General features: G+C 39.5%; 13 protein-coding genes and 2 pseudogenes. 5 read left to right on the top strand and 10 right to left on the bottom strand.

The window, feature by feature from the left end:
* Positions 1-109: 109 nt before the first annotated feature.
* The 3 genes and pseudogenes from IPK31_15345 to dnaE all read right to left on the bottom strand — a co-directional run bounded on the left by IPK31_15345 (position 110) and on the right by dnaE (position 5,047).
* Positions 110-667, bottom strand: a complete 558-nt coding sequence (locus IPK31_15345) for a hypothetical protein (GenBank protein MBK8089196.1) — start codon at positions 665-667, stop codon at positions 110-112.
* 259 nt (positions 668-926) lie between these two features.
* Positions 927-1,319 (bottom strand): thioredoxin, encoded by a 393-nt coding sequence (gene trxA / locus IPK31_15350; GenBank protein MBK8089197.1) that lies wholly within the window; start codon positions 1,317-1,319, stop codon positions 927-929.
* 97 nt (positions 1,320-1,416) lie between these two features.
* A pseudogene (gene dnaE / locus IPK31_15355) lies at positions 1,417-5,047 on the bottom strand (DNA polymerase III subunit alpha).
* Between the two features lie 201 nt (positions 5,048-5,248).
* Between dnaE and IPK31_15360 the strand changes: the two are divergent.
* The 5 genes from IPK31_15360 to IPK31_15380 all read left to right on the top strand — a co-directional run bounded on the left by IPK31_15360 (position 5,249) and on the right by IPK31_15380 (position 9,537).
* Positions 5,249-5,935 carry a C40 family peptidase gene (locus IPK31_15360; protein MBK8089198.1) on the top strand — a complete coding sequence of 229 codons (687 nt, stop codon included), beginning with the start codon at positions 5,249-5,251 and terminating at the stop codon, positions 5,933-5,935.
* A gap of 55 nt (positions 5,936-5,990) precedes the next feature.
* On the top strand, positions 5,991-6,749 hold the full coding sequence (gene hisF / locus IPK31_15365; GenBank protein MBK8089199.1) for an imidazole glycerol phosphate synthase subunit HisF: 759 nt from the start codon (positions 5,991-5,993) through the stop codon (positions 6,747-6,749).
* Positions 6,750-7,007: 258 nt separating this feature from the next.
* Positions 7,008-7,604 (top strand): bifunctional phosphoribosyl-AMP cyclohydrolase/phosphoribosyl-ATP diphosphatase HisIE, encoded by a 597-nt coding sequence (locus IPK31_15370; GenBank protein MBK8089200.1) that lies wholly within the window; start codon positions 7,008-7,010, stop codon positions 7,602-7,604.
* Between the two features lie 261 nt (positions 7,605-7,865).
* The gene (locus tag IPK31_15375; GenBank protein ID MBK8089201.1) at positions 7,866-8,519 is read left to right on the top strand and encodes a TlpA family protein disulfide reductase; all 654 of its coding nucleotides are present in this window, start codon (positions 7,866-7,868) and stop codon (positions 8,517-8,519) included.
* Positions 8,470-9,537 carry an AhpC/TSA family protein gene (locus IPK31_15380; GenBank protein ID MBK8089202.1) on the top strand — a complete coding sequence of 356 codons (1,068 nt, stop codon included), beginning with the start codon at positions 8,470-8,472 and terminating at the stop codon, positions 9,535-9,537. Before IPK31_15375 ends, IPK31_15380 begins: the two co-directional genes overlap by 50 nt.
* A gap of 305 nt (positions 9,538-9,842) precedes the next feature.
* Here IPK31_15380 and IPK31_15385 read toward each other — a convergent pair whose 3' ends face one another.
* The 7 genes and pseudogenes from IPK31_15385 to pxpB all read right to left on the bottom strand — a co-directional run bounded on the left by IPK31_15385 (position 9,843) and on the right by pxpB (position 17,678).
* Positions 9,843-11,525, bottom strand: coding sequence for a beta-N-acetylhexosaminidase (locus IPK31_15385; protein ID MBK8089203.1), 1,683 nt, complete (start codon positions 11,523-11,525; stop codon positions 9,843-9,845).
* 22 nt (positions 11,526-11,547) lie between these two features.
* Positions 11,548-13,440 (bottom strand): CocE/NonD family hydrolase, encoded by a 1,893-nt coding sequence (locus tag IPK31_15390; GenBank protein MBK8089204.1) that lies wholly within the window; start codon positions 13,438-13,440, stop codon positions 11,548-11,550.
* A gap of 80 nt (positions 13,441-13,520) precedes the next feature.
* Positions 13,521-13,982 (bottom strand): 2'-5' RNA ligase family protein, encoded by a 462-nt coding sequence (locus tag IPK31_15395; protein MBK8089205.1) that lies wholly within the window; start codon positions 13,980-13,982, stop codon positions 13,521-13,523.
* A gap of 94 nt (positions 13,983-14,076) precedes the next feature.
* A pseudogene (locus IPK31_15400) lies at positions 14,077-15,211 on the bottom strand (divalent metal cation transporter).
* A gap of 55 nt (positions 15,212-15,266) precedes the next feature.
* Positions 15,267-16,007 carry a LamB/YcsF family protein gene (locus IPK31_15405; protein ID MBK8089206.1) on the bottom strand — a complete coding sequence of 247 codons (741 nt, stop codon included), beginning with the start codon at positions 16,005-16,007 and terminating at the stop codon, positions 15,267-15,269.
* A complete protein-coding gene (locus tag IPK31_15410; protein MBK8089207.1) occupies positions 15,997-16,986 on the bottom strand; it encodes a biotin-dependent carboxyltransferase in 990 nt (329 codons plus the stop codon). The genes IPK31_15405 and IPK31_15410 overlap by 11 nt, the downstream gene beginning before the upstream one ends.
* Positions 16,971-17,678 carry a 5-oxoprolinase subunit PxpB gene (gene pxpB / locus IPK31_15415; protein MBK8089208.1) on the bottom strand — a complete coding sequence of 236 codons (708 nt, stop codon included), beginning with the start codon at positions 17,676-17,678 and terminating at the stop codon, positions 16,971-16,973. Before pxpB ends, IPK31_15410 begins: the two co-directional genes overlap by 16 nt.
* Positions 17,679-17,726: the final 48 nt, after the last annotated feature.

Here is a 17,726-nt window from a genome sequence, read left to right on the forward strand (position 1 = left end):
TCCAGTTCTGCACGTACCGGATCGCTTAGGCAAAAACTTTGCCTGTTAGTAATAAAGCTATTACTGACATCTTGAAGAGATGTTTCATATTACGCTATTTTAATTTGGTTTATAATTTGGCATCGAAACGGCCATGAGTTATTTGAATGGTTTCGCAACCGGTTTTCTTTATGGTGAATTCAAATGTTCCACATACTATTCCATTTGCCAGATCTAATCTTGTTATTTTAATAACCCCATTGGTTTCTGTATCATTATCCATGGACGACATAGATCGGCATGTAGTAAATATCTTTGTATTCCTAAATAGTACACGGCCAACATTTGTACTATTGTGTTCCAGGTTATAAGTATTTTTTGATAGTATTGAATCACACCCCATTACAATATCTTCATTCATGTTCTGAGATTGATTTTGATATTCAGCATTAATGGCAAATTGCCCTCCATTATCGTTATAATAATAAAAACGCAGAGCACTTGTAGAAAACCAATCTTCTTTAGAAGGAATCCATGCCTTACCATTTACAAGGCAGCCAAAGGTTTTAGCTCCTGTTTGCGTGGCAGGTGGCAGTTTGTCAAGTTCGGAGAGCTTATTTTTTTTACACCCACTACCTAAAGATGTGATGATAATGACAAGCCAGGCAAGAAGTAAAAGGTGTTTCATCTTTATTGTATTAACGGGAAACAAGTTGAGCAATTGTTTTAATTATAGCAATGACAGCAATCAGCCAAGTGTGTGTTTGCGGGTATAAGTAACAGGAAAATCAAATCTTAGTCAATAATGCCACGAACTTTAGTAGGCAAGGAAGTGTACAACGCAATTAGCAGCGGCCTATGATCAATGAGATGAAATGGCAGATATGTTTTAAAACAAAGCGGCTGCCTCTGTATGAGACAGCCGCTTACTGTAAGCTTGAATGATCTTACATATGCTGTTCGATCTTCTTTACAAAGTTGCCTTTTGGCTGGGCACCTACCAGTTTATCAACCACTTTTCCGCCTTTCACGAAAAGGATTGCAGGAATAGAAGTGATGCCATAGTTCATACTGATCTGCGGATTTTCATCCACATTTACTTTACCCACTTTAACCTTGCCATCATATTCTTTTGATAACTCTTCAATAACGGGTCCGATTGCACGGCAGGGGCCGCACCATTCTGCCCAGAAATCGATAACGCTTAATTTATCTGAACTGATAACTTCAGTCTGAAAATTTGAATCGGTGAATTGTAGTGCCATATTAAATTCCTTTTGTTTTAATTTATTAGAGAATGGCAAATTTAAGTCCAATCGCACCACATGATGATTTGTCATTATCCACAACTGTTTACATCTTCTGAAATGTAAGCAGGGCGACAGTTTTGACATTGAGACAGGACAAACCTGCATTTTCTTCAGTTCCCGGCTAATCTTATGCTGTCATCACATTTACCCCCAGTTCAGGCCTGTCGAGCAGGAATTCAGCCATTTCATCATTCATCTCAAAGCCTTTTTCAACCGTGTACATGCCAATTTTCCAGTTTTCTTTTGGCTCATAGAGGTTGAATTTAAGATTGCTTTTCCCCGGATTCTTTTTAACATTCCGTTCTACAAATGAAACCATTTCTTCTGTGAGGAATCTTGGTTCAATATCAACTACAACCTGTTTGGTCATGGTGCGTTTGACTGTTTCTAAGAGTAAAACACTGTTGATCTTGAATTCAAAATCATCGGCTTTGTTCCATCTTGTTTTAAACGTTCCGGTTATAAATACAACAGAACCTGGAGTAAAGTGATCTTTGAATTTTACATAATCTTCACCAAACAATGCAAACTCTGTATTGCCACCATAATCTTCAATCATGCAGATGCCAAACTGTTTTCCTGTTTTGGTTACACGCTGGTTGTGAGCGGTTACCAATCCTGCCAAACGGAACTGCTGAAAAGGATTTGCATGCAGTAGAATGGCTTCTTTAAATTCATTGAATTCAGCCAGCGGAGTAATCTTGTAATGTTTCATTTCAAAACGAAAATGATCTAACGGATGTCCGCTGATGAAAATACCGGTGATCTCTTTTTCATGATCCAGTTTCTCCGTCAATGTCCATTCTTCACAGTTCTGAATTTTTGGTGTTGGAATATGTATCATCATTGATTCACCAAACAATGTATTTGTATTGCTCTGCACATTTGCCTGAAAGCGGTTGCCAAAGTTGATGATACGTTCCAGTGTATTCACTGTGTCACCAGCCATAACATGAAAGTACTGTGCACGGTGATATTCTTTAAAGCAATCAAACCCGACGCCATACACTAAACTCTCTAATGATTTTTTATTAACGGTTCGCTGATTAACACGTTTTATAAAATCAAAAATATCTTTATACGGTCCTTTTTTATTCCGTTCTTCAATGATGCTTTCAATGGCTGCTTCACCCACACCTTTCAATCCACCCAAACCAAAACGGATTTCACCGGCTTTGTTTACTGCAAAACCATTTTGTGATTCATTGATGTCCGGTCCGAGTACTTTAATGCCCATGCGTTTACACTCTTCCATAAAGAAGGTGATCTTTTCAATTGCACCTGCGTTGTTCAACACAGCACTCATGTATTCGCCGGGGTAATGAGCTTTTAAGTAAGCCGTTTGATAAGCAACAAATGCATAACAGGTAGAGTGTGATTTGTTGAAAGCATATTGTGCAAAGGCTTCCCAATCAGTCCAGATCTTTTCTAACTTATCAGCAGGGTGTCCTTTCGCTGTTGCACCTGCAACAAACTGTGCTTTCATTTTATCAAGCACCGACTTTTGTTTTTACCCATTGCCTTGCGCAATACATCCGCATCACCTTTACTGAAGCCGCCAATCTTTTGTGCCAGCAGCATTACCTGTTCCTGGTAAACAGTAATACCATAAGTCTCTTTCAGGTATTCTTCCATCTCTGGTAAATCGTAAGAGATAGCTTCCTTGCCATGTTTTCGGTCGATAAAGTTGGGGATGTATGCAATAGGCCCCGGACGATACAATGCATTCATGGCAATAAGATCACCAATCTGATCGGCCTTTAATTCACGCAAATATTTTTGCATACCCACACTTTCAAACTGGAATGTTCCAATGGTCGATCCGTGCTGATAGAGTTCAAATGTTTTTGCATCATCCAATGGAATATTATCAATGTCAATAACAACTCCATGATTTTGTTTGATGAGCTGTAATGCATTTTTTAAAATGCTCAGCGTTTTCAAACCAAGAAAGTCCATCTTGATTACACCTGCTTCTTCAATTACACTCCCTTCAATCTGTGTTAACCAGAGTTCAGATTCTTTGGATGTACAAACAGGAATCAGATCAGTTAAATCTCTTGGTGCAATGATGATACCCGCAGCATGGATACCGGTGTTACGTACAGAGCCTTCTAATATTTCTGCTTCATGTAAAATTCTTGCAGGTAAATCATCGCCATTATAAATCTGGCGGATTTTTTTCACCAGTTCCAGTTCATCAGGTCCAAAAGCTTCTTTCTCTGCTAAACTTTTTCACCGGTGAATGGAGCATGGAGTACACGTTTCAATGAAACACCTGGACGTTCCGGAACTAACTTCGACAGAGCACGGCTTTCAGCCAATGGCAGATCCATTACACGGGCCACATCGGCAATACTTGATTTAGCAGCCATGGTACCGTAAGTGATAATCTGTGCCACCTGTGCCTTTCCATATTTATCAACTACATAATCAATTACTTTCTGACGGCCCTCATCATCAAAGTCCGTATCTATATCGGGCATGCTCTTACGATCAGGATTGAGAAAACGTTCGAACAGCAAATTGTATTTGATGGGATCAATATTAGTGATGCCGATACAATAAGCCACCACACTTCCTGCTGCAGAACCACGACCCGGTCCGACAAACACGCCCATGTTACGTCCTGCTTTAATAAAGTCGCTTACAATTAAGAAGTAACCGGCAAATCCCATGGTTTTAATAGTGAACAGTTCAAAGTCGATGCGTTCACGAATTTCTTCACCAATCTCATGATAACGGTCCTTTGCACCGATATAAGTCAAATGTTTTAAAAACTCCCATTGGTTGAGATTGGCATCTTCATGGATCTGAAATTCTTTGGGAATGGGGAAGGCAGGAAGAAGGATATCTTTTTTGAGATTCAACACTTCAACCTTATCAACAATTTCATTGGTGTTATCAATCGCATCGGGAATATCATCAAACAGTTTTTTCATTTCCCCGGTTGTTTTAAAATAAAACTGATCGTTGGGGAATGCAAAACGTTTATTCTTTACACTTACATCATCATCAGAAAATTCACGGAAGGCGGGAGTTGATTGTTTCTCACCTGTATTGATACAAAGTAAAATATCATGGGCATTAAAATCTGTCTGATCCACATAATGTGAATCATTGCTGGCAATCACTTTTACATCATACTTTTTGGCAAACTTCAGCAGAACGGCATTTACTTTATCCTGATCGGCCATGCCATGCCGCTGTATTTCCACGTAATAATCTTTCTGAAAAATATTCAGCCACCATTTGAATTCATTCTCGGCGTCTTCTTCGCCCTTGGTTAAGATCATTTGCGGAACCATGGCACCAAGGCAGCAGGTAGTGGCAATTAATCCTTCATGATATTTATGAATGAGTTCTTTATCAATACGTGGATACTTGCTGTACATGCCTTCAATAAAACCAAGTGAAGTAAGCTTCACTAAATTTTTATAGCCCAGTTCATTTTTAGCAAGAAGCACCTGGTGATAACGTTTATCCCGTTGTTCTTTGCTGAAGGTTTTTATATGCCTGTTTTCGGCTAAATAAAATTCACAGCCGACAATGGGCTTTACTTTTAAGCTGCCATCTGCATTCTTGTTTTTATAAGCCTCAGCCACAAACTGAAAGGCACCAAACATATTACCATGATCGGTAATGGCCAATGCGGGCATTTCATCGCTGATTGCTTTCTTATATAAAGCGCCGATTGAGGCTGCTCCATCCAATAAAGAATACTGTGTATGAACGTGTAAGTGGGAAAATTTGCACATAGTAGGGCATCAAATTTCGTTGATCTGAGCTGAAGATCAAGAAAGAAATAATCCACAATTCTTGGCGTTTAATGAGAGTACCGGTGAAAATATGGCAGAAGGCCAGCAGTAATAGGCCTTTCAGGGTTCGCCAATTTGGCCTGTTTCTTGTTTAAAAGGCCCGTTGACCGTACATTTGCCAACAGCAAAAAATTCAAATCAATGAAGCATTTGCTTATTTATTCTTCTGTTATAGTTCTGCTTGCCAGCTGCAGTACTGTAAAAGGTACCTTTCAGCCAAAAGCAGCAACGGCTTCTGCGCAGCCCAAACAACCTGAATTTATTGACGGAATTGAAATAAAGTCTGATGTTACTCCGGCAGTTACAAAGAATGCAGGAACAGGAAATAATAACAGTATTTCTTTTCAAACAAAAAATACAGCTAAATACAGTTCTTCACTTGAGCTGTATACATTTACCCAGTTTAAATATGCCATTAAATTAGATGTACCGGTTGAAACATTACAGAATGTAAGCCTGTACAATACGATTGATCAATGGCTGGGAACACGTTACAGGCTGGGAGGAACTACACAAAGAGGGATTGACTGTTCTGCCTTTGTACAAACCATTATGCTGGGAGTATTTGCCTTGCAATTACCCAGAACTGCCAGGGAGCAGTTTGATTTGTCAAAATGGGTGCCGATGACTGCACTTAAAGAAGGAGACCTGCTTTTCTTTAACACCATCGGGGGAGTGTCGCATGTAGGCGTTTATCTGCAGAATAATAAGTTTGTTCATGCATCCTCATCGGGAGGAGTTATGATTAGCGATTTAAACGATAATTACTGGACTTCCAAACTCATTTGTGCAGGAAGGGTATTGCAATCGATTTTACCAAGACCATAATCTTTATCTTTGCTTATAGACAGGCTTCAATAAGTTGAAGCCTTTTTTATTGATTATGCTCACAAAAAGAATTATTCCCTGTTTAGATATTAAAGATGGCAGAACCGTAAAGGGCACCAACTTTGTTGATCTGCGTGATGCCGGTGATCCGGTTGAGCTGGGTGCTTTGTATGCACAGCAGGGTGCTGATGAACTGGTGTTTTTGGATATTACAGCTACTGTTGAAAAAAGAAAAACATTGAGTGAATTGGTAAAACGTATTGCTAGGCATGTGAATATTCCATTCACCGTTGGTGGCGGAGTTAGTACAGTAGAAGATATGAGTGTATTGCTTAGTTCAGGTGCAGATAAAGTGAGTGTGAATACAGCTGCATTTAAAAATCCGCAACTGATCAGTGATATTGCAAGGGCAGCAGGAAGTCAATGTTGTGTATTGGCGATTGATACCAAGAAAGAAGAAGATGGTGAATGGTATGTATACCTGAGTGGAGGAAGAACCAAAACAGAAATCAAATGTTTTGATTGGGCGAAGCAGGCTGTTGAACTGGGTGCAGGTGAAATATTACTCACCAGTATGAATAACGATGGAACCAAGAAGGGTTTTGCATTGGATATTACAAAGAAACTGGCAACTGAATTACCTGTGCCTGTTATCGCAAGTGGTGGTGCAGGAACTGTTGAGCATTTTTCAGATGTATTTGAACAGGCTTATGCTGATGCTGCACTGGCCGCCAGTATATTTCATTTTAAAGAAATTGAAATTGCTGATCTGAAAGCGTATTTGAAAGAGAGGGGAATTGCGGTGAGAATGTAGCCCCCATCCGACTTCCCCCAAAGGGTGAAGCCATCAAGGCACAGGCCAACTTTTCAAAGAGATTTTTGATGAGTAAGAAGCTGAATGATGAAGTGGAAGAAATGAACTTTAGTAATGTGATGAAGCACCGCTCTTTCTCCTTTGGGGAAAGAGGTGGAGATAGGGGCTGAATAGTATTAATTTTGTATCCCGCCAAAGCGGGACGACGCCAATGCAGATGAACAAAGCACTGGTGGTCACTCAATAAAAAGAAACAACGTGAAACCGGATTTTAAAAAGTATCAGGACGGATTGGTGCCAGCCATCATCCAGGATTATAAGACAGGCAAAGTGCTTATGCTGGGTTTTATGAATGAGGAATCATATGTAAAAACAGAAGAAACCGGTAAGGTTACTTTTTACAGCAGAAGTAAACAACGCTTGTGGACCAAGGGTGAAGAGAGTGGAAATTTTTTAACAGTAAAACAGGTATTACTGGATTGCGACCAGGATACTGTACTGATTAAAGCCGAGCCTGCCGGGCCGGTTTGTCATACCGGTGCTGATACCTGCTGGAGCGAGAAAAATCACAGTGACGACTTTTTATCGTATTTAGAAGAGATCATTGAACTGCGCCGCAAAAGCACTGATGGGAAAAGTTATGTGAAGAGTTTATTTGATAAGGGAATCAATAAGATAGCACAAAAAGTGGGAGAGGAAGCAACAGAAGTAATTATTGAAGCAAAGGACAATAATGAAGAATTATTCCTGGGTGAAGCGGCCGACCTGCTGTTTCACTTTATGGTTTTGTTAAGAGCGAAAAATGTTTCTTTGCAGGATGTGATTTACGTACTCAAACAAAGACATTCAAAATAAAATATGAAAAATCTGTTCGTTGTTTTATTGCTTGTAAGTTCTGCTGTAACCATCCAGGCTCAGCAAATATTTTCCATTAAAGGAACTATTAAAGGAGCAAAAGAAAATGCAAAGGTTATCCTTCGGTTTGATAATCAGCAAAGTGAAACGCTGGCTGAATCCGTGATCAAAAACGGACAATTTGAACTAAAAGGAAACTTAACTGAAACAGCCATGCATGTGCTGGCCGTTGAAGGCAGCGAACAGAATCTCGGCATCTTTATGGATGCTTCTGATATAACTGTAAACGGAAGAATCGATTCATTGCCTTATGCTACAGTGAAAGGCTCTAAATCAAATGATGAGTTTGCTGAATTTAAACGCACATTCGATCCATACTTTTCAAGATTAGATGCATTGGGTAAACAACTGTCGAACCCGGCAATGCAGCCAAAACAGGATTCGTTATATGCTGTAGCAAGAATAGTGATTGAAGAATTAAATTTGAAAGCAGATGAGTTTATTGCAGCCAATAATCAATCAGCCGTAACTCCTTTGCTATTGTATATTTTGTATAACTTCTTTCAGCAACCTGATATTTTAGATCAACGTTTTGCAAAACTTACTGAACAATCTCAGAGAAGTTATTACGGCCGCATGGTGAACAGTATTGTACAGGAGAATAAGATTGGATCAGTCGGTTCACAGGCAATTGATTTTATACAGGCCGATACATCAGGTAACAATGTTTCATTGAAATCATTCCGTGGTAAATATGTACTGGTTGATTTCTGGGCAAGCTGGTGTGGTCCCTGCCGGATGGAAAATCCAAATGTGGTGGCAGCATATCAGAAATTCAGCAATAAAAACTTTACAGTATTAGGTGTTGAAATTTGTGCTCAAAGGTTCTGTTCCTGCAACAACAAAAAAATATAATGCACTGCTCAGCTGGGATAATGGCGGTAATGGTGAAGAAGTAAAAGTGATCAATGGAAAGTTCACAATTAACGGAACACTGAGCAGCCCCGGTATTGCCACACTCAGTTTGCAGGAGGCTGATCCAAAGCCCGGTAAAGAGTTCAGCCGGCTTGAGTACGAACAGAATACTCTTTCACTTTTTGTTGATAGCGGCGTAATTACAGTTACAACAAAAACATTGCTATGGGATGCAGTTGTAAAAGGTTCTGCTATTGTAAATGATTATAATAACTATCAGCACCAGATACAATCCCTCAGCCGTTTAGAAAGTAAGTTCGGTGAAGTGTATGACAACTACTTCAAAGCAAAGAAAGAAGAACTGGCAAAAGATGTATTTGAATTATATACAGGCATGGCAGATCTGTATTATAAGGAGCAACTGCAGTTTGTAAAGATGAATCCTTCCTCATTCGTTTCATTATATTTAATTCAGCAGGCTATTGGTTCAAATCCTGATGCTGCGAAAGGTGAACCTATGTTTGCTTTACTTTCTCCATCACTTCAAAACAGTGAAAAAGGAAAAGAGCTCAATGAACTGATTGAACTGGGACGGAAAACAATGGTTGGCAAACAGGCCATTGATTTTACACAGCCTGATACTAACGGAAATAATATTTCACTCTCTTCATTTAAAGGAAAATATGTGCTGGTTGATTTCTGGGCCAGCTGGTGTGCACCCTGCCGCAAAGAAAGCCCAAATCTTGTAAAGGCTTATGAAAAGTACAGGAATAAAAACTTTGAAATACTCGGTGTGACACTTGATCAGAATAAAGAAAAATGGCTGAAAGCAATCAATGACGATCATTATACATGGACACAGGTGGGAGATATCAAAGGCTGGGAAAATGCAGCTGCCCGTGTATATGGCATTCAGGGTATTCCGTTTAATTTATTGCTTGATCCCAACGGTGTAATTATTGCAAGAAACTTGAGAGGGGAGGCATTGGAGAAAAAGCTGGAAGAGGTGTTGAAGTGATTTTGAATTGTTATCTGATATTTAAAGGAGTATCGCATGGACCCATTTTATAATGTAATTGATAGATTTTTTTGGATCAGCATTTTACTTACACATATGATAGCTATTTCTATAGTCTGGCGATACAGTAATAGAAAAAAGATATACCGTATATTGCTAGGGTTACTCTTAGCTTGGTTTATTTCGATTATTATATATGTCATATTTATGCAAATAGCTATAAGGCATGGAATCGGCCCCTCTTAAAATATAAAACCCCATCAGAGCGATGAGGCTTTATATCTAATTATATCTACTGAGCGTTATTATTTCTTTGGCTCCTCAGTTGACTTCGGGTCAAAATAAGCTTTACTGTAATTAACTTTTAACAGGTCGTAGCGCTTAAACTGAACCAGTAAACGTTTTTCAAAATCAGTCCAGTTTCTGTTTTCCTTACTGCTCCATAATACTTCACTCAGGGCAGAAATTCTTGGCAGGAGCATGTATTCAATTTTCTTTGTGTTGGGAATATATTCCGTCCACAGGTTTGCCTGTGCGCCTCTTACAAATTTTGCTTCATCAGCTGTTAACTCTTTTGGTACCGGCTCATAACTGTACACTTTTTGAATGGGGGTATATCCTCCAATGGTAACAGAATCTTCATTGTATGTCTGCCTGTGATCAAAGTAAACATGGCTGCCGGGTGTCATCATCACATAATGATGTTCTTTAGCTGCAGCAATACCACCGGCTTCACCACGCCAGCTCATCACCTGTGCATTGGGAGCCAAACCACCTTCCAAAATTTCATCCCAGCCAATTAATATTTTGCCTTTGCTGTTGAGATATTTTTCCATTCGCTGCACAAAATAACTCTGCAGTTCATGTTCATCTTTCAGCTTCAGGTCTTTCATTCTTTTCTGGCAGGATGGACATTGTTTCCAATGTGTTTTGGGGCATTCATCCCCACCAATATGAACATATTTCGATGGAAATAACTCGATCACTTCATCTAACACATTTTCTAAAAACTTGAAGGTTGAATCTTTTCCTGCACAGAACACATCATCAAATACACCCCATGTTTCCTGTACTAATTTTACACGGCCTTTCTGCTGTTCTTCCACACTTTTTAATGAAACCATAAAAGAAGGAATATTGGTTGGTCTGTTAGGAAAACAACTCAACCATGGATAAGCTGCTATGGCTGCACTGCTGTGACCGGGCATTTCAATTTCCGGAATTACTTCAATGAAACGTTCCTTTGCATATTGTACAACATCTTTAATTTCTTCCTGTGTATAAAAACCCTGCAAAGGCTTGTTGTTACTTCCTTTTCCTGGATAGCGGCCAATGATTGTTCCGTTACGTTTACTTCCAACGGAAGTGAGTAACGGGTATTTTTTAATTTCAATTCTCCATCCCTGATCTTCCGTTAAATGCCAGTGAAAAACATTCAGTTTATGATAGGCAAGAAAATCAATGTATCGTTTTACATACGAAGCAGGAAAGAAATGACGGCCCACATCGAGGTGCATGCCACGGTATTGGAAACGGGGTTCATCCTGTATTGATAATGCAGGGATTTTAAATTGCTTACTGCTGATTGATTTTTCATCAACTGAAAGTAATTGTATCAGCGATTGCATTCCGTTAAATGTACCGGAATAAGTATCACCTGAAACAGTAACTCCTTTTGAATTAACAGTTAGATCATATTTTCCTTCTGTTCCGGGTACAATGAATTTCTTTGTAGAGAAACGGATGAAATTCTTTGCTGAAGATTTGACTGTCTTTAACTTGAACCCATAAAATGATTGCAGATGCTGATTAAAAAAAGAAGCTGTTGCGTTTTCCCCATCATCAGCCAGCACAATTACTGTTGCAGGTGTAATGGTGAAACTGCCTTTTTTTAACTCAAGCATTTTTGGTTTTGGAATGATATTTACTTCCTGTGCCTGTAATGAAACAGTAAAGAAAACTAAGAATGACAGCAATAGTAGTTTCATGTGTATGATTTATGTTGTTGAGTTATTTTAATACGGGTAAAATAATATTCGATGCATTTTTTGCATCGTGCCAGATTTTAATGGTTGCTTTTTGGTAATCGCTTTCAGCAGCTTCATAAATGTTCACAAACTTCTGCGGGTTACGGTCAACCAATGGAAACCAACTGCTCTGAACCTGGATCATGATGCGATGACCTTTCTGAAATGTATGTGCCACATCAGGCAATTCAAATTTTACTTTCTCAATTTTGTTTGGAGTGAATGGGGAAGGCGTTTCAAAACTATTCCTGAATTTTCCACGCATAACTTCACCACGTACAAGCATTTGGTAATCGCCCATTGGATAATTTCCTCCAGCTTGTCTGCCCATTCCCGCTCTGTCGCCGGGATAGGTAAAGTCACTTGGGAAAACATCAATCAGCTTTACAACAAAATCAGCATCTGTTGTTGAAATGCTGGCAAGCAGATCAGCTATTACTGTTCCTGCAAGTGTAACATTATCAGTTAGCACATCTGTCTGAAAAGAAAGTACATCTGTTCTTCTGTTGGCAAAACGCTGGTCATCGGTCATATAAGCAACTGTGCGGTTGAAGTGCACATCTTCTGTATACGGAACAGGTTTGGATGGATCACTTATATATTCACTGAAGCTTTTTGCAGTTGCAGATTTGTTCCAGTTCAGTTTTCCGTTTTCCTGCAAATAGATGGCTGTATTTTGAACATTAGCTGCAGGCCATTGTGTGAAGTTTCTCCATTTGTTTTCACCGGTAAAGAAGATGGTTGCTTCAGCTAAATCGTCAATGTTTGCTTTTCCTTCCAAATGATGCATGAAGAAAGGTATTTCAATTTCATTCTGATAGTAAGCCGATGTATTGCTGCCAAACTTTGCATTACCCATACTTGAGCCATCTGTGCCGGACCATTGTCCATGAGACCAGGGGCCCATCACAATGCGGTTATTGTTTTTTGCTTTCTTTTCAATGGCTTCATACGTTCTCCATGCACCAAAACAATCTTCTGCATCAAACAAACCACCCACTACCAATGTAGCAGTATGATTAGGAATATTGTTGACAAAGTTTCTTGGATTTCTTGCTTTCAACCAGTCATCATAAGTGGGGTGTTTGTACATGTCATGCCAGAAAGCAATACTATCGCCAATTAATGTTGCAAGGTTTTTTGTAGTGCCGGCTTCTAAATAAAATTTATAAGCATCTTTTGTTGGAAACTGAAAACCTGGTGAGCCCGCAGTTGTAGGCTTGGGTCTTGGTTTTCCGAAAGAAGAATAAAAAGAAAATCCATCCATTTGAAAGAATGCACCATTGTGATGAAAATCATCACCCATAAACCAATCTGTTACCGGAGCCTGCGGACTAACGGCAACCAGTGACGGATGATTACTCATCGCTGCCATTGTGGAATAGAAGCCTGGATAAGAGATACCGAAAATGCCCACCTTCTTATTGTTGCTGGGAAGATTTTTTGTCAGCCAGTCAATTGCATCGTATGTATCACTTGCTTCATCTGTTTCCGTTCCTTTTTTATTTGGATTGAATGGACGTACATCTACAAACTCACCTTCACTCATCCAGCGGCCACGAACATCCTGAAGTACGATGATGTAATTTCTGCGCATATAATACCGCCAGTGATTATTCCAGAATGTACGGAAATTATTTTCTCCATACGGAGCACAGGAATAAGGCGTACGGTTCATTAAAATGGGATGTGCTTCACTGTTATCTTTCGGAGTATAAACCGATGTGAACAGTTTAACACCATCTCTCATGGTGATATAGATTTCCTTCTTTGTGTAGTTATCACGGATCCATGCAGAGTCCTGCGGGTTTGTTGTTTGTGCAACTAAAGATGAAAGGAGAAAAAAAGAGATAAGCGTGAAAAGCAATTTTCTCATAGCTGTTGATTTATAGCGGGAAGTTATTGAATTTGAATGAAAGGAACTGTGCCTGATACGGAAATTGTATAACCGGTTGCTCAGCATTGCTTTTCAGCAATCACAGTCCATTTTTCTGCTGTAAGTTTCAAAAGCGAAACAGTATCTGTACGAAAACTTTCTTCAAGTTTTTCTTTTGAAAAGTGCTCCCATGCTTTCATGAAATCGCCGGGTTTTATATCCCGGTTGGCGATGGTTACATGCGGATGAAAAGGGCGTTCGTCGGGTTTGATGATATTACGGAAAGATTGAATAAAATGGTCTTCTGTTTCTTTACGTAGAATACCTAACTGCTGATTCTCATCCACAGTAACGAAGATGACCCTGTCACTGAAATGCGAAAAATTCTGCAGCTGAATTTCAACCGGCAGTTTATCTGTTTGAAAAGATTGTAATGTATCTGTAAGTAATTGTTCCGATTCATTCTTCAGCCAGAAAGGAGTAACCAGTGTGATATGTGCTGCTGACTTTAAAGCAACGGTACAGCCGAAATGATCTCTCATCCAAAGCTTATGCTTTTGAACTTTGTCATTAATTGCAGCAGGACAAGATACAGCAACGAAATACATACTATATGGATCAGGAACGGGCATTTTATTAAAACAGTTTTGGTAATTCTTTTATAAAAGTAACAATACTCATCCACATCATTACGGCTACAACTATCCAGCCGCTCAATAAAAGCCATTTTGGGTGATTATAATGAGTGAGCTTTCGCTTCATCATTACCCACAACATCAGTCCCAGTGAGAAGGGCAGGATGAAGCCATTCAACGCTCCGGCCAACACTAATATCACAATCGGTTTGCCCCAGTATAGGAAGATCGCTGTTGAAATAATAATAAAAGCAATGGTTGTTAACCGTTGCTGCCTGCTGAAAAACAGGATGTAATGTTTTTAAAAATGTAATAGACGTAAATGCAGAACCGACAACAGATGTAATGGCAGCACTCCATAACACAATACCAAATAATTTATAGCCAACCGTTCCCAAAGCAGATTGAAAAACAGAGGCTGCAGGATTTGAAGCGTCTAATTGGAAACCTTTTGTCAGCACACCAAGCACAGCAAGAAACAGTAACACACGCATACAGGCTGTTAAAATAATTCCGCTTACTGCACTTCTCTTTACTTCTTTCATATTGTGTGCAATGGTTTTATCTTCCAGTAAACGGTGTGCACCTGCAAAAGTGATATAGCCTCCAACTGTTCCTCCAACCAATGTAACAATGGAGGTAAGATTAATGGTGGATGGAAGAAATGTGCGGTGTATTACTTCAACAACAGGAGGCTGGGCAAAGAATACAACATACAGCATCAGCCCAAGCATGACAATACCCAGCAGTTTTACAAACAGATCCATTGCTTTGCCAATATCTTTTGACAGGAAAATAATGATCGCAATAACTGCACTGATAATGCTTCCTGTTTCAACACTTACAGGGAACAAAATATTCAACCCCAAACCTGCACCGGAAATATTGCCGATGTTGAATGCTAAACCGCCAAAACAGATTAAGATTGTCAATAGATGCCCACTTCCTGGGATTACTTCATTGGCCAGTTCAGAACCACGCTTATTGTTCGCTGTGAGTATCTGCCAGATGTTGAGTTGGGCTATAATATCAATGATCACCGAAACAAGAATCACAAAGCCCATGCTTGCCATCAACTGCTGGGTAAAGACAGTTGTCTGGGTAAGGAAGCCTGGTCCGATGGCAGATGTTGCCATGAGGAAAGCAGCGCCTGCACCCTTGCCACTTAAGCCCCCAACCCCTAAAGGGGAGTTAAATATTTTTTTCAATTAGTATTTGATTTTGCTCCAATGATAATCTTAAAAATTTACATACATCAACAGCATTTAATCCGTCACCGTGCAGACAGATTGTATCTGCAATGATTGGAATTGTCTTGCCTGTTATTGTCGTTACTGTTTGTTGAGTAATCATTTGCAAAGCCTGATCAACAGCTTTGCTTTCATCTTCAATCAAGGCATTGGGTTGGGAGCGTGAAGTTAAACTTCCGTCATCCTGGTAACTGCGGTCGGCAAAAACTTCACTGGCAGTTTTTAATCCCTGTTTTTTTGCTTCAGTGATAGAATGGCTTCCGCTTAATCCAAATAAGATGAGCGAAGGATCAAAATCTTTTACTGCTTTTGCGATGGTTGATGCAATCAATGAGTCTTTGGCTGATTGGTTATATAGAGCCCCATGAGGTTTTACATGATGCAATTTTACGCCTTGTTCTTTTGCAACAGTGGAAATAATATTGAGTTGTTCGATGATGATCGTATATAGTTCTGTTAATGGTAATTGCATTTCCCTTCTGCCGAAGTTTTCTTTATCGGGCCAGGAAGGATGTGCGCCAATGGCAACATGATGCAGCAAACAAAGGTCAATGGTTCGCTTCATCGTGTCAATATCACCTGCATGAAAGCCACATGCAATATTAGCCGATGTAATGAGCGGAATAATCTGATCATCTGTTTGCATGCCTTCGCCTAAATCACAATTGAGATCAACCTGCATATAATTGCTGTAAAGTTTGTTTGATCGTATTTAATTGTTCAATATCTCTCAAATATAATTCTTCTGCTTCCCGTAAACTGATAAGTTGAAACTGAATTTCATCACCCGGTTTTTTTTGTGCAAGTACGGGCAGATCAACACTGCATACCTGCGCAATGCGTGGGTAACCGCCAACTGTCTGTGCATCGGCCATCAGTACAATCATTTCTCCCGATGCTGTTAACTGAACAGTTCCCTGTGTAACAGCAGATGAAATGATTTCACATGATTGAACCGTTTCTAAAGCAGTTCCATTTAAACGATAACCCATGCGGTTACTTTGCGGACTTACTTTGAATTTTGCATCTGCAGCTATTTCTTTTGATGAATCGTTCAAATAATTCCATTCCAAACCATGTATTACTCTGATCGTATTTGTTGTGAATGCAGGTGGTTGAATATTCAATTCAATCTTTGCACCTGATTTCAAAACTGCAAAAATATTTTTTTGTACAGCAGTTAATGGAGTTTTGATCTGAAGCAGGTCCTCTTTCTTTAATGCTCTTCCGTGATGTCCGCCTGCTTTTACCAGGAGATTAGTTGAATAGCTGTGCAGAAATTCATCAGTTTTAAAACCACCGGCTACAGCCATGTACAATCGAAAACCCGGTATCTGCTGTCTGAACTCGATCATTGCATCAGCAGGAATAAAAACAGGTTGATATAATGGAGTGGGTTGATTGTTTAATTGTGGTTGCAGTCCACCGCCGGTGAATGCAACAATGGCATCCTGTAAAAAAAGAAAACGATGTGGTGATTGTGTGATTTCCAATACCGCTTCATGTTCATCATTACCAAGTAAACAATTGGCGTAAAAAGCTGAACGCAGATCCATTGCTCCGCTTTTGCTTACACCATATTGCAGAAAGCCTTTCCTCCCTGCATCCTGCAGCGTGGTTAAGAACCCACATTGTTCAATATGAATTATCTGACCAACCAAGCTTCGTATTCTTTTTTTGTGATGGAAGTAAATTGTATCGTATCACCTGCTTTTAACAGGAATGGATTTTCTTTTGGCTGATCAAATATTTTCAAAGGTGTTCTTCCGATAATATTCCATCCTCCCGGTGTTGATAAAGGATAAATGCCCGTTTGATTTCCTGCAATGGCAACAGAACCGGGTGCAACACTGATTCTTGGCTGTGTCTTTCGTTTTGTAAATAATTTTTCATTCAGTATTCCCATGTAAGGGAAGCCGGGTGTAAAACCAATCATGAAGACTTTGTACACTTGTTTTGTATGAAGTTCAACAATTTCTTCGGCAGAAAGAGTTAACTGCTCTGAAAGTTCAGTGAGATCAATTCCATATTCTTCATCATAGCAAACTGGAATGGTAATGGTTGATGCGGTGATCTTTTGTACAGAAGAATGTTCAGCAGATTCAATGGTCTGTTTGAGCTGCTGAATGACAGAAGCTGAAATTGTTTCTGCTGTTTTCGTTGTTTCAGCAGGATTATAAAAAACAGTCAGCGAATTATAAGCAGGAACTGTTTCAATAAAACCGGGGAACGGGTTTTCTTCAATTATCTTTTTTGCCAGCATCAGTTTTTCATGAATGGCATTGTCAATCGTATTGCCAAATGATAACAGCACTGCACATTCACTGAATGGTATAAATTGAATTTCCTGCATTCCGCATGAAAGTACAAAATCATTAAAACAAATAAGCCCCGGATAATC

The sequence above is a fragment of the Chitinophagaceae bacterium genome, assembly GCA_016713085.1.
Lineage (GTDB): Bacteria > Bacteroidota > Bacteroidia > Chitinophagales > Chitinophagaceae > Lacibacter.

Coding starts and splice junctions, on each gene's coding strand:
- IPK31_15345 (MBK8089196.1), bottom strand. CDS start 667: ATGAAACACCTTTTACTTCTTGCCTGGCTTGTCATTATCATCACATCT.
- trxA (MBK8089197.1), bottom strand. CDS start 1,319: ATGACAAATCATCATGTGGTGCGATTGGACTTAAATTTGCCATTCTCT.
- IPK31_15360 (MBK8089198.1), top strand. CDS start 5,249: ATGAAGCATTTGCTTATTTATTCTTCTGTTATAGTTCTGCTTGCCAGC.
- hisF (MBK8089199.1), top strand. CDS start 5,991: ATGCTCACAAAAAGAATTATTCCCTGTTTAGATATTAAAGATGGCAGA.
- IPK31_15375 (MBK8089201.1), top strand. CDS start 7,866: ATGGATGCTTCTGATATAACTGTAAACGGAAGAATCGATTCATTGCCT.
- IPK31_15385 (MBK8089203.1), bottom strand. CDS start 11,525: ATGAAACTACTATTGCTGTCATTCTTAGTTTTCTTTACTGTTTCATTA.
- IPK31_15390 (MBK8089204.1), bottom strand. CDS start 13,440: ATGAGAAAATTGCTTTTCACGCTTATCTCTTTTTTTCTCCTTTCATCT.
- IPK31_15395 (MBK8089205.1), bottom strand. CDS start 13,982: ATGAGAGATCATTTCGGCTGTACCGTTGCTTTAAAGTCAGCAGCACAT.
- IPK31_15405 (MBK8089206.1), bottom strand. CDS start 16,007: ATGCAGGTTGATCTCAATTGTGATTTAGGCGAAGGCATGCAAACAGAT.
- pxpB (MBK8089208.1), bottom strand. CDS start 17,678: ATGCAGGAAATTCAATTTATACCATTCAGTGAATGTGCAGTGCTGTTA.